The 13176-nt window shown below is 62.7% G+C and carries 8 protein-coding genes and 1 tRNA gene; 3 read left to right on the top strand and 6 right to left on the bottom strand.

Features of this window, described 5'->3' with window-relative positions; translation table 11 throughout:
- Window positions 1–239: 239 nt before the first annotated feature.
- The 4 genes from QQL87_RS37265 to QQL87_RS16230 all read right to left on the bottom strand — a co-directional run bounded on the left by QQL87_RS37265 (window position 240) and on the right by QQL87_RS16230 (window position 6487).
- Window positions 240–548 carry a hypothetical protein gene (locus QQL87_RS37265; protein ID WP_349817278.1) on the bottom strand — a complete coding sequence of 103 codons (309 nt, stop codon included), beginning with the start codon at window positions 546–548 and terminating at the stop codon, window positions 240–242.
- Between the two features lie 143 nt (window positions 549–691).
- Window positions 692–1432, bottom strand: a complete 741-nt coding sequence (gene aqpZ / locus QQL87_RS16240; RefSeq protein WP_284419919.1) for an aquaporin Z — start codon at window positions 1430–1432, stop codon at window positions 692–694.
- A gap of 292 nt (window positions 1433–1724) precedes the next feature.
- Window positions 1725–5051, bottom strand: coding sequence for a DEAD/DEAH box helicase (locus QQL87_RS16235; RefSeq protein ID WP_284419918.1), 3327 nt, complete (start codon window positions 5049–5051; stop codon window positions 1725–1727).
- 518 nt (window positions 5052–5569) lie between these two features.
- Window positions 5570–6487, bottom strand: coding sequence for a hypothetical protein (locus QQL87_RS16230; RefSeq protein ID WP_284419917.1), 918 nt, complete (start codon window positions 6485–6487; stop codon window positions 5570–5572).
- 620 nt (window positions 6488–7107) lie between these two features.
- On the opposite strand from QQL87_RS16230, the gene QQL87_RS16225 reads away from it, so the two are divergent.
- On the top strand, window positions 7108–9264 hold the full coding sequence (locus QQL87_RS16225; protein ID WP_284419916.1) for an exonuclease domain-containing protein: 2157 nt from the start codon (window positions 7108–7110) through the stop codon (window positions 9262–9264).
- 107 nt (window positions 9265–9371) lie between these two features.
- Here QQL87_RS16225 and QQL87_RS16220 read toward each other — a convergent pair whose 3' ends face one another.
- Window positions 9372–9617 (bottom strand): hypothetical protein, encoded by a 246-nt coding sequence (locus tag QQL87_RS16220; RefSeq protein ID WP_284419915.1) that lies wholly within the window; start codon window positions 9615–9617, stop codon window positions 9372–9374.
- A 671-nt stretch (window positions 9618–10288) separates the two neighbouring features.
- On the opposite strand from QQL87_RS16220, the gene QQL87_RS16215 reads away from it, so the two are divergent.
- Together QQL87_RS16215 and QQL87_RS16210 are read left to right on the top strand one after the other, a co-directional pair.
- Window positions 10289–11032, top strand: a complete 744-nt coding sequence (locus QQL87_RS16215) for a hypothetical protein (protein WP_284419914.1) — start codon at window positions 10289–10291, stop codon at window positions 11030–11032.
- Window positions 11033–11059: 27 nt separating this feature from the next.
- Entirely contained in the window at window positions 11060–12031 is a 972-nt protein-coding gene (locus tag QQL87_RS16210; protein ID WP_284419913.1) for a hypothetical protein, read from the top strand.
- A gap of 909 nt (window positions 12032–12940) precedes the next feature.
- Here QQL87_RS16210 and QQL87_RS16205 read toward each other — a convergent pair.
- Window positions 12941–13016 (bottom strand) — tRNA-Phe (locus tag QQL87_RS16205).
- Window positions 13017–13176 lie beyond the last annotated feature (160 nt).

The raw sequence follows: 13176 nt of genomic DNA, 5'->3' as shown, positions 1-13176 counted from the left end.
CCGGAGGGCGGAGGCGGACGCGACATCCGGGTTGTCACGCGCTGTCGCCGGTGAACCCGGATGTCGCTATCGCCGACGCCGAAGAGGCGTCGGCTTTCGCTCATCAGGGCGACGAGGTGCCAGATCGGAACCGGCGCTGCCACGCCTCTTCCTCATATGCGTTGGCCTGCGGCAGTCGAAGGAATCGTCCCACGCAAGAGCCGTACGGACCTGACGCACGGGCAATGCTTCACTCATCATCAACGCGACAGCACCGCAACCAGCCATTGGATCAGCGTGGCGCCGCCGATCGGCGCGACCACAAGCAGCACCATGTTGAAGCCGAGCAGCGCGAGCAGCAGCTTCTCCCCGCCGGCCGACAGCCGCCGCTTCGGCGGCTCCGGCTTCGGTTCGTGCGGCCAGTAGCCGGGCAAATCGACGAACATTTCGGCCTCCCTGTCGCTGCAGAACGCCAGAGCAGGCGCACTGGATGATCCGTAATACGAAGTATCGTAGCGCGGCGGGATCATGGAGACGATCGGACAATGGCTCTCGCTGCTCCAGCTCATCGCCCCGCCTGCGAGATCGTTCCCTGCCAAGACCCGCATGAAGGCCCGCATAATCCAAACGGAACGGTAGCGATTGAGGGCGGCGCAGCGGCGTGAGCGACGAGCCAGCACGCCGCCGATTCATCCGCGTGGGGGCGATTGTGCTACGCCTTTTTCGCGAGCGCGCTCTGCCCGACCACGTCGCCGGCCGGCTCCGGGCTCAGCCAGCGATACAGGAAGCCGCCGGCAGCGCCGCCGAGCAGGGGCGCCACCCAGAACAGCCAGAGCTGCGCCAGCGCCCAGCCGCCGACGAACAGCGCCGGCCCGGTGCTGCGCGCCGGGTTCACCGAGGTGTTGGTGACGTGAATGCCGATGAGGTGAATCAGCGTCAGGGCCAGCCCGATCGCAATCGGCGCGAATCCGGCCGGCGCCTTGCCATGGGTCGCGCCCATGATGACGAACAGGAACATCATCGTCAGCACGAATTCGGTGAGCAGGCAGGCCCCGAGGCTGTATTTGCCGGGCGAATGTTCGGCATAGCCGTTGGCGGCAAAGCCGCCCGCCAGGCTGAAGTCCGGCGCGCCGCTGGCGATCGCGTACAGCACCGCCGCGCCGACGATGGCGCCGACCACCTGCGCGAGGATGTAGGGCCCGATCAAGCCGGCCGGAAACCGCCCGCCGCAGGCCAAGCCCACCGTCACAGCCGGATTGAGATGACAGCCGGAGATGTGGCCGATCGCATAGGCCATGGTCAGCACCGTGAGGCCGAACGCCAGCGACACGCCGAGCATGCCGATGCCCACATCGGGCACACCGGCCGCAATCACTGCGCTGCCGCAGCCGCCGAACGTCAGCCAGAACGTCCCGATCGCCTCCGCCACGAGCTTGTCGCCGTTGCCGTTCATGATCGCCTCCCTGGGTTCAGCCGCCCGGAACTTTTTGTTCTCGTTGCGAACGAACTTGATCACTTCAGCAACCTGGAGTCAAAGGCGCCGTGGGAGCCGCTCTGGGTTGACCGCGGGCGGTGGGCCGATTCCGCGCCTGGACGGTCTCGCCCAACGCTTCTTGGCCCGCTGGTCAGCGCAGTTTAGTGCACTGTCACCATAACCCTCACTGCGGCTGCCAATCCTGCCGTCGCGCTCGCGGAGGTCACACGTCCGGTCTCCCGCGCGAGCAGAAGCGGCCAGGTGTCATCCGCTAATCGTCCAGAAGATCCATGAACTGTTCGATCCTGTGCAAGACCGGCTCGCTGCTCCGCCCGGCGTAGATGAGCCGATTGCCGTCGCGCTGCAGCAACCGTGAGCACGACTTCCGGACTCGTCCCGGCAGCAGCATGGCCGCAATGGCTTCTGGCCCGACGTCGAGACGCATGATCCCGCGCTCTCTGCAACTTGTCCTGAGCTTGGCGATTGCGAAAAAGTTGCTGGCCGCCGGCGGCAGACTGCCGAAGCGGCGTTGCGTTTCGTCCTCGAGCTCTTCGATCTCGTCCTCGGTTCGGCACCGGGCGGCTCGCGCGTAGATCTCGAGCCTCAGGGCCTCCGACTGCACATAGTCCGACGGAAGTAGCTCGGCGATGGGAAGGTTCAGCTCCGGAACCCAAAGGGCGGACATTCCCTCGTGGTCGCCGTCGAGCGCCAGGGTCAGAAGATGGCCATAGAGAGTCGGGCCAAACACCTGCACGTGACCGGACTGCCGGTCCGACAACATGTCGCCGCCGCCGCGGAGATCGAGATCACGCGCGCTGATCGCAAAGCCTGCGCCGGGGCGGTTCAGCTCCTCGAGAACAGACAGCCGCTTCTCCGAGCGGTCGGAACCGCCCTCCGTCAGGAAATGCGCGAACGCGCGAATGCCGCCACGCCCCACCCGACCGCGCAGCTGATGCAGTTGCGCCAAGCCGAATCGTTCCGGCCAGCATACGACGATGGTGTTGGCCCGCGGGATGTCGAGACCGCTTTCCACGATGTTGGTCGCGAGCAAGACGTCCGCATTGCCTTCGACGAACGCCATCAGTCTTTCATCGATCTCGTCTGCCGACAGTTTGCCGTGAAGCGAGATGATCCGCAGCTCGGGCGCCAGCGCGTGGATGCGGGTCAGCAGGGGATCCAGATCCTGAATCCTGGGGCAGACCACGAAGCTCTGACCGTGACGCCGATGCTCGCGCACCAGGGCGGCCGCGATCGCGATGTCCGAAAGCGGGCCCACCTTGGTCACGACCGGGACGCGATGGACCGGCGGCGTCGCGATCACGCTGAGATCCCGCAGACCGGTCAGGCCTGCCGCGAGCGTGCGCGGGATCGGCGTCGCGCTCATCCAGAGCCTGTGACCGTTCTTGTTGAGGCTCGACAGCAGGGCTTTGTCGGCCGCCCCGAAATGCTGCTCCTCGTCGATGATGACCAGGCCGAGATCGGCAAACTTGATGTCCTTGGACGCGAGCGAGAGCGTCCCGACGACGACCTTGAGCTCGCCGCTCTTCAATCCGTCCCGCACCTGGCGGGCCTCGGCTGTCGACGCGACGCGCGACAGATTTCCGACCTCGATGCCGAGCGCCGCGAAGCGCTTGCGGAACGTCTCGACATGCTGTCGCGCCAAGACCGTCGTTGGAACGACGATCGCGACCTGCTTGCCCGCCAGGACTGCGGCCGCCGCGGCGCGCAGCGCGACCTCGGTCTTGCCGAAGCCGACATCGCCGCAGACGATCCGGTCCATCGGGTGCCCCGACGCGAGGTCGTCGAGAACGTCGCGGATGGCCTGGGCCTGATCCGGGGTGGTGAAATACGGAAACCGCGCGGCGAACGACTCATAGGTCGCCGGCCGTGGCACGAGCTTCGGCGCGGGCCGCCGCCGGCGCTTGCTCCTCTGCTTCGCGAGCTCCTTGGCGACGACGTGAATCTCGGTCTCGGCAGCCGCTCTCCGCGGCCGCCATGAACTCCCATCCGCCTTGTCGAGCGAAGTGTCTCCGAGTTCAGCCGCGTAAGGCCAGATCAAGGCCAACTCCGCAACAGGCACGAGGACGGCGTCGTTTCCGGCGAACACCAGCCGGACCATCTCACGGGCGGAGACACCGCCGCTGCCCATCGACCGCAATCCGCCGAGGCGCGCCAATCCGCGTTGCAGATGAACCACCACCGATCCGAGCTCGGGGAGGTTCACGGCTTCGAAGCCGGGCGTCGAAGCCCAGTTTACAGGCTGCGGCTGATGCGCCCTGCTACCAAGAACGTCGGAAGCCGTGATGACGACGAGTGGCTTCCGCCCCGGAACGACAAAGCCGGCATCGAAGCCCGCCAGCAGGGCCGCCTCTCGCCGGCCCCGCGCTGTCGCCTGCGCCCAGTCGGCGCAGCATTCGGCCTTCACACCGCTCATCCGGGCCATGAGACGCAGATCCGCCTCGACCGCGGCAACGAACAGGACACGCGCGTCACCGCGCAGGGCGTCCTCGATGAATGCGCGGAGGGCCTTTCGGGGCGCGGGTTCCTTGAAGAATTCCGGCGTCGCGCGATACGGCGCCGTGGGCGGAAGCGTCGTGATCCTGCTCGCCGCCTCGTCCCATTCGCGCCGGGTCAAGTAGGCTCTATCGCGCTCGACGCGGGCGGCCGCATCCTCGATCGTCCTCAGCCAAGTATCCGCATGCTTGCGCACCGCGCTGTCGGCCATCCACTTGGCGCGCGCGCAATACGCGAAGAGGTGGGACTTGTTCCGAGCGCGTTCCTTGAACGCGAGCCGCTCCGACATCGGATCGATCTGGAGCTCCTTGAATTCAGAGATCACCTCCTGATCCATGGGATTGAAGCTTGCGATCCGCCGGATCTTGCCTCGAGATTGCTCAATCCTGAACGGACCCCGCGCACCGGCCGGGAAAATCTCGAACGTGTTTCCATGAAACAGCACGCCGCCGGGAAAGTCGGGGCTGTCGTCCAGGTCGTATCCGAGCGCGCCGAAGCGAGCCTCGAGATCCGGTTCGGAATACGCGTCGCCGACCCGAAGCAGCGTGCCGGTCCGGGACCAGTCAGCCGCCAGCGGAAGGCGCTCCATCATCGCCTCCACGGTGGTGATCAGCAGGATCGCCTTCTTCGCGCTCGCAAGGCGCCTCAACACTGCGCTCCGCCGGCCGGCGATGTCCCGCGACGGCTCGAGCAGATCGAATGGGAGCGTGTTCAGCCGCGGATAGACGAGCACGTCGCAGTCGGGCTCAACCACCTGGATGACGGAAGCCAGCCGCTCGGCTCTGCGCTCATTCTCGGCGAGGAACACCAGACCGCCTCGGCCTGCCGCCTGCCACTGCGTCACAAGGTGCAACGCAAGCAGCCCCAAGGGAGACGACGACGACACACCGACTCTTGGCACCACCGCCTTCTTGGTTGTGACCGACGTCTTCTTGCGCGGCGCAACCTTCTTGGCGGCTGTGGAAGACTTCGGTGACGTAGCATCCGGCCGCGCCGGGCCGCGGGTCTTGCGAAGAACTGAGGCCAAAGAGATCGTCTCGTGCGAAATTGACGGACGTCGGGAGTTCTCCCGACGAATCTTCATCAGTCCTAACGGATTCGGGCGCTCAGGGGACCAAAACAATTTCGGCCTCCACCGCCATGTTGGCCCTGGGACCCGCATGTGTCACCGGAGAGCATCAGCGGCAGCACCCATCTTTCACCTGAGCCGTCGACGTCGCCGTGCAAACCTCACAATTGAGCCGAAACTCATGGGTCGGCGAAGCGGCGCCGCCCACGGTGGGCGGCCGCCGCTTGCGCCGGCAGACCATCCCGAGAAGCGCCGGTCCAATTCGCATCTTGTTTGCGCCAGCACGGAATATTTTCGCGTTCGTCACACGGCAAGGGCGGCGGCGATGGAGCTCATCGCTGCCGAGTGCGCGAAGCTAAAGCGTGCAGCGGGCCTCCCAACACTTGCGGCCCGTGGCGGCCGACCGCCATCGGGCTGCTAGGCCCCACGGCGACAGTTCGGAGATTGCCCCGTACGGCAACAATGAAAGTGCACCGTCATCCGGACGTCGTCGTTCGCATCCGGGTGCATTGCCCTTTGGTGCTCCGTAACCCCTAATCAAATTGATCCGCCAGCGACGGTCGTCGTCGCGATGAACTCCAGCTCCAGATCAAGTAGCCGAAGGCGATGAGCGGAGCCGAGATGTAGAGGAACGGAGCGCCAGTCGCGGCATAGCCGAACAGCGCCATCGGCCAGCGAAAGGCAACGACAGGAACAACATTCCCGGCCGGATTGCTGGTGGCCTCCATCACCCACGTCTGTGCCGTACTCCAATTCATCGCAAGCGTTGGCGTGAGCCCTAACGGCATCACGACGATGAGCGCCCATCTGCGCCAGCCGGAATGGCGCCTGAAGGCGGCGGCGATCGCAAGACCGGTCAGGCCGATCACTGCAATCCAAGCGGAGAGAAACAGGTATTGGATCGGACCCTTGCCCAGGAGGTGAAACGCGTTGAGCTCCCTCAGAGGCAACGTATTGACGGTGAGGTACAGTCCGATGAATCGCTTGGAAGCGCCCTGAGTCTTGACGACGGCATCAACGACCACCCATTTGCCCGTCAATCCATATTCCAGAATGACGCGACTGCTGCCGTCCCCGGTTTGAAAATTGTGGGCTCCCGTCGATGAGATCGTCTCGCCCGAGATCGGCTCGCTTGCGCCCATCACATTCGACATCTGGTCCAGCTTCTCGTTCGAGATCTGGCCCAACGTCGGATCGAGCTTATTTCGGACTGACGCGAAGTCTTTGGCCGCCAGCGAGGAAATGGTGGCCTTCGTCAGCGCGATGTCGTCGGCGTATTGGGAAACAGGGCCGTCCGCAGCCAGCGCCGCCGAGGCCCAGAAAAGCACCATCACCAGAAGGCCGCCAATCCTCAGGGCGCGAGTGCCGGAATGCCCCCGCTCGCACGAGCTCTGCGCCTCATCGTCGGTGCCGGATGATCGGGGAATGCTGAATTCGTATCGGCTGTTCAACGCTAATTGACCTTCGTCGTGGATGCTCGGTTCTCGAAAATCAGGTGACGGAGAGAGCGGCCGCGTCGTTCGGCGGCCGGAGTCGCCGTGAGGATGTCATCAAAAGCGAGATCGATTCAAGCGGCAGCGGTCCGCGGTCCGCATGAACGACGCCAACTCGGCGTGCGGTGACGGCGACGCCACACTTTTCTCTCTGCTTGTCTCTGGCAAGGCCAGGCTGTTCGTCACGCTCGGGAAAGCAGGCTGATATCGACCGGCGCAGCCGCTTAGTCTGACTACCTGAAATTGCGCCCGCCACAACAGCGGGCGGCTTGCCCCCATGACGGTGCATTTTCTCCTGGTAGGTTTAGTGCGCCGTAATCCCGATCGCCCCTCAACGCGCAGAGCTATCGCATTTGACGATCGAAGTGTTGTGCTCGCCCGTCTCCACGTCGCATTGTTCACCTTCAGCGTTCCCGCCCGGCACGTCGCCGGAGCGCGGCAAAGGGTGCTTGTGGACCGGACGCTCATCCGCTGGCCTTGACAAATGCGTCGGGAAGAACAAAAAACGAACGATCGAAATCGTCGCCTGATTGCCAAGCGCAATCGTGAGCAAGACCCGTGGGAGGCCGGCTCGCCAGATGAAACCCGCCACGTTGCCGGTCTACTATTATCTCGACCACTTCGTCGAAATGCTGCAGTTCGTCGAAGCGACGTATGGCGACATTCTCGGCGACGATGATCGAGCATTCCGCGCCCGCTTTCGCCGCCTCTCCAAGGACGCGCAGTGCCTGCTGATCCGGATGGTCAACCGTCACGGGCCGATCTTCAATCGCTCGCTGTTCAGATATCCCGAGATCACCGATCTCCAGGCCGCGATTCGGGAGTTGATCGATTGTGGCCACGCCCGCAACCTGCGGCGCGAGGATTATCCCGCCTTCGTGCTCGGCCTGCCGAAGACGGCTCTGCTCGACGGCGCGCGTGCGGCCGGGTTCGGCCGTGACGTCCGCGCATCCTGGTCGAAGCCGGCCCTGGCCGACTTCTTCCTGTCGACCATTCCCTTCGATGCCGCCGCCAGGCATTGCGGCGCCGCGAGCTTCGTCGCGCTCGACAACACGCGCCCGATCGAATTCCTGCTGTATCTCTACTTCGGCAAGACGGCCGACAATCTCAAGAATTTCGCGCTGCGCGATCTCGGCGTGTTGCGCACGAATCGGGAAACCTCCTTCAGCGCGCGCTTCACCGATGCCGACGAGGCGCAGGCCTGCTTCCACTACAGCCGGGTGCTGGACCGCATCGCGCTCCGGTCCGCCGAGATCGACCGGGAGACCGCCGCGGCGATTCTCGACGGCCCGCCGCGGACGACCGACTATGCGGCCGACCTTGCCGCCCGGGCCGCCTGCCAGCTCGGCCAGTTGTTCGAGGAGCAAGGCGACAAGGCGCTAGCCGAACGGCTCTACAGGAACGGCCGGTCGGCCGGCTGCCGCGAACGCCTCGTTCGCCTGCTCTACGCCAACGGCGACAAGGCGGCCGCCGAGGCGCTGCTGCGCGACATGATCGACGATCCCGACAGCGACGACGAGCATCTGTTTGCGACGGACTTCTACGCGCGCAAGTTCGGCGGGCAGCGCACGGGCCTGTGTACGGCCCTGCTGCGCTCGGGACAGACGATCGTCGTCGACGACACGCATCGCGGCAATCCCGAGGCCGGTGTCGCCGGCGTGCTGCGGCGCCAGGGCGGCGAGGTCTATTTCGCGGAGAATTCGCTCTGGCTCGCTCTGTTCGGACTTTTGTTCTGGGACGAGCTGTTCGAGTCGGGCCAGCTCCACAGCGGCTTCGATTGGGTGCCGCATTGTCTTCGCGACCGGACCTTCCACCGGCGGTTCGCCGCGCAGATCGACGGCAAGCTGGCGCAGATCAGGGCGAGGACTGCGCTTCCGATCATCCTGCGCACCGTCGCCGCCCGATGGGGACAGCCCAACGGGATCTTCGCCTGGGAGCGCGTGCAGATGGGCGCGCTGCGCGCCTTGCTCGACCATGCCAGCGCCGAGGGCCTCGCCGAGATCGTCCGCACGATGTGCGAGGACTTCCGCGGCACGCGCGACGGCTTCCCCGACCTGCTGCAGCTGCGGGATGGCCAGGTGTCCTTCGTGGAGGTCAAGGCCGAGGGCGACGCGATCCGGCGCAATCAGTTGACCCGGCTGCGCCAGCTGGAACAGGCCGGCATCCCGGCCGAGATCGGCCGCGTGGATTACCGGTTCGACCCCGACCAGATCTATGTCGTCGTCGACATCGAGACGACGGGATCGTGGTCGGCCGGCGATCGCATCACGGAGATCGGGGCCGTGAAGGTCCGCAACCATCAGCCGATCGCGGAGTGGCACTCGCTGATCAATCCGCAGCGGCCGATCCCGGCGAAGATCGTGGAGCTGACCGGCATCACCAACCAGATGGTCCGGGATGCGCCCGTCTTCCCGGAGATCGCCGACAGCTTCATGACGTTCATGGAGGACGCCATCTTCGTCGCCCACAATGTGAACTTCGACTACGTTTTCCTGTCGTGCGAATACGAACGGCTCGAGCGGCGCTTCCGCTTCCCGAAGCTGTGTACCCGCGTGGGCATGCGGCGCAGCTATCCCGGGCACAAATCCTACGGCCTCGCACGCCTCTGCGCGACCCACGGCATCGAACTCGAGGACCACCACCGGGCCCTGTGCGATGCCCGCGCAACGGCCCGGCTGCTGAACCTGATCAACAGCAAGCGCGCCGTCTCCGCAGACGCGGCGCAGGCGGCCTAGGCGTTCGCGCGCGGGAGGCCGGCGCGGTCCATGGGCCTCGTCCATTGGCCTGTCCTGCGCCACGAAGCCAGCCACGCCCTGCGGCAAGCGTCGCAGCCTTGCATGGTCTAGCGGCCGCTCCGGCACGCCGGCGAGAGCATCGGCACATTCGCCCACGGCCAATTGCGCCATCGTCCCTCGTCGTCGACGCAGGCGGACGATGCCGGAGACGGGCTCGCGGTGTCATGCGAGGCTGCCTCGCGGACGGCAAACCGGTGGTCGACATAGGTCGTGGACAGATATCCCGCGACAATCACCGCCAGGACGACAGCAGATCCCTTGATCGCCTCCTTGGCTCGGTCACTCCAGCGCATATCGGTCCATCCTCGTTCGGCGTGCCAGAAAACACATGAACCGACCTTGCCGCGCCATGGCGCGGCCGGCTGTGAGAGAGGTCACACCGCGTTACGCCAATTCGACCCGGTCACCATTCGCGCTGATACCTCGGCGCTCCAGGACTGATTTTAATGCAGCGTCACCGGGACCGGTCGCCTCCACCAGAAGCTCGATATCTGTGCCCGGATCTACCGTCGCGCTGATCGCTCGCGCCATATCAGCAAAGCCGATAAGCGCCTCAGCGAGCGGTGTATGCGTCGACACTGCCTTCCGCGCCGCCGAAGTGCAGAAGAATAGTATCGTCCTCGAAGTCGTCGAACCGTAGAGTTGCCATTCAAACCCTGGACTCATCCTACAGTTGAATGATCCTTTCTTACAAGTTCTGCCTTGAGAACAAAAAGCAAACTATCCGGCGAAATGCCGGGACAGATCTCAGTAGCACGGGCCGCCTCCGCCCCGAGGAATGACACGGGAAAATAGGGGTCACCGTAATTCCGTTGGCACGAGACCGAATTAGCAGGACGTGCTCGGCACGCTTAGCAAGTAATTTTGCCATTTGGAATTGGCAGGAAATGACGGAACTGTTACTATTGACGTTATAATTAGCTGAGCGTGCCTACTAAAGTCCAATCGCATCAGAGATTTATTGATGAGCAACGAAGAGCTTGTTGGGAGAGCGAGAAGCCCTTTAGCGCAGCCACGGGATGAGGAATCGGGGTTGGACGCGGTAGACACGGTGGCGGGGCGACGGGCGACGGAAACGAGCTTAGCCACCTCTTCTGCTGAACTCGCCGAACCAAATGCTACTCCGCTAACTGGCGTCAATGCACCCGTGACGAATCCCTCACCAATGAGTCTTGAGCCGAGCTCTATTGCGGCCGAGACGCTGGACGAACGGAAATTGGCGCTAGAACGTTATAAGGCCAGGCTCGATTTCTGGAAGTTCGTTCTGGGAAGCGTTGTTGCCGCAATAGCCATAGCGACGATACCTCCGAGTTTTCAGTATGCGACAGCTTACCTTGAAATGGCCAGGAAAACCGCTGAGCGCGAACAAGAAAACCAAAGGTTTCGTAACGAGTACGTCAAAGATTTTTTGAATAAGGCGTTAGACCAAGATATCGAGAATCGAATACGCTTGGCACAGTATTTTTCGAATGTTACGACTGACGCGTTCAAGATTGGTTGGCAAGATTATCTAAAACTTTTGACCGATCGACGTGACAAGCTCTTCGATCTTATTGATAAGACCCAAACCCAGCTCTACTTGATGTCGCAAGATCGTACTCAACACGCGAAAGAGATAGAAGAACTGAATAGGCAGTTGCAGCGATACAACCATGAATTGGGAGTGGGGGTAGTCTTGCCTGGGGCTGACGGTAAGAAATTGGACTAATAGTATGAGCTTGCTCAGGAGGATTCCGTGTCAAAGGTCAGCGCAGCATTCGTCACCCTAATCTGCCTTGGCATGTCGATAGTTGAGTCTCAAGCTGAATGTTCGCCTGCGTTTTATATGGCAAAATATGTACAAAGCCTTCAAGCCAGCAATTATGTGCAATTCAGTTTCATTTTGGCAGCTACGCTCACCGAGTTTGATCTAGCGAAGAAGAGTCTCGCCGGGCAATCTCAAGGGGGAATTATATCAGAAAGCCAAAGTTTCGACGAGGCAAAGTCCAAAGCGACTCGTGTGTTCGGAGCTCTGAAGCTCAATGTGGGGGCGGCCCAGGCGGCGAAGGTCATTGCACAGCAGCTTGTAGGTCCAGCCCTCCAAGATTATGTGAAGTGCATCACAATAGATGAACCGAAGCCCGGCGTGACGCTGTGGCAAATTGATCGTGACGGCGATGTCGTGACTTTGGGTGCTTATTGGCTGGGAACCAATAGGGATGAAGTCGGGAGGTTAGAAGGCGAGACCGTCCTCAGAAATTTTGAATGGCTTGGTAAGCCGCCGACGAATTGGAAGAGTGGAGCAATCGAAAAACTCTTGCTCGTTGCGAAATCGCCCGAAGAGCGAAGTTTCATCAGCATCGGAGTCAACGGAAGCTCAGCTGAATTTTCTACCTTTGGCAAGTTGCCGGACGTAGTCTTGCTTACCAAGGAGATTGTTGGACCAACGTTGTCAGCTCGCAGCTTTAGAGCTAGCGGCACTGTTTGCGGTGCCGGATCGTCGACAGCGTGCGTATATCCGACAGAGCCCGGCGGATATCTAGTTAAAGGTACCGGACGATTGACAGACTACTCTGCTATAATCGGCAACAATGCCGGCTTTTCACTGCAGGTTGATACGCTCGATCAGGCTTGCGTCACGCTCACTGTGAGCACGGGCGCTTGCGAGGCAGCCAATGCAGGGCAAGGCAAAATATCGGTCCTTGAGCGCTACCCGAAGCTGCAGTAGCTCCAGGCCTCCTTCTAAACAAGCATGACTTGAATCGACTGCGTTTCCGATCTGCCTCAAAGTGACTGTGACAGTGCAACCTTTCTTCGCCTACTGATCCGTGCCCTTTTCTCGCTACTTGTTTCCGCCAAGCGCCAAGCGATCAATGGTCGTGCCTGGGAAGCAGGTTGGCCTCAACATTGATTTCATGGCGGATGATCGACGGATGTACGGCAGCAAGGCTGCGACGCAGGTCGAAGATTCTGAATACCAGAAAATTCGTTGACACCACCCCCAAATCAGTGGTCTTATCCCGCCATCCTGCTTCGCCGAGAGGGGCGTATCGCGATCGTCACGGCACGTGAGGCGGGGATGCGGTGGCCGCGGCTTTGTCAGGCGCTTTTGCGCGACGAGTGATGAACTGCGGACGGCGAAGTCGCGTGGTCCTGGCGCCCCGATGCTGGCGTCAAGGTCGCTGTGTTCATGACGAGCGCGGCGGGCGACGGGGGCAAGACAGCCGGTCCCCGGGGAGATCGCGTATAAGCCGTAAAGCCATCGCGCGGGGAAGGCCGGATGTTCGGCCGTACCTGTGGTTCTGCCGCGTGCTTTTTTGCTGCACGCGGACCGCGGGTGCGACCAGCACCCGGCCTTCCCCGCGCCCTCTCATTAGATGAGGACGCCATCTGCAGCAGAGCTCGGGTTGATAAGGCCGCGGGAACGCGGCGGCATGGCCATGAGCAAGGCTACGACCGCGCGACGGGCTGTTTGACAAGGTTGATTGGGATCAGAGAGCGGGGCTCAAGCGAGGCTTGGGGGGCTCAAACGCCCGGCTTCGCCAAGGGGCTACGCCGGACAAGAGGCTACGCCGGGCACGCTTCGCCCTTCGGACTACGGCGCGGCTGCGCCACGCGTAGCCCGAAGGGCGAAGCGTGGTGCCCAGGGGCGGGATCGAACCACCGACACTGCGATTTTCAGTCGCATGCTCTACCAACTGAGCTACCTGGGCAGGTCTCTTGCGGGCCAAAAAGCCCGACGAGCCGGCGGGTTATAGTGGGACCGGACGGCGCTGTCTACCGCCCCGAGGGGAAGTTTTCACATTCCTTTTGCAGTTGCGACGGTCCGCTCGGGACGCCGGGCGCCGCGGGTGCAACAACATGAAAAGACGG

It is taken from the genome of Bradyrhizobium sp. SSBR45G (assembly GCF_030159255.1).
Lineage (GTDB): Bacteria > Pseudomonadota > Alphaproteobacteria > Rhizobiales > Xanthobacteraceae > Bradyrhizobium.
This window is presented reverse-complemented; position numbering and strand designations above follow the sequence as displayed.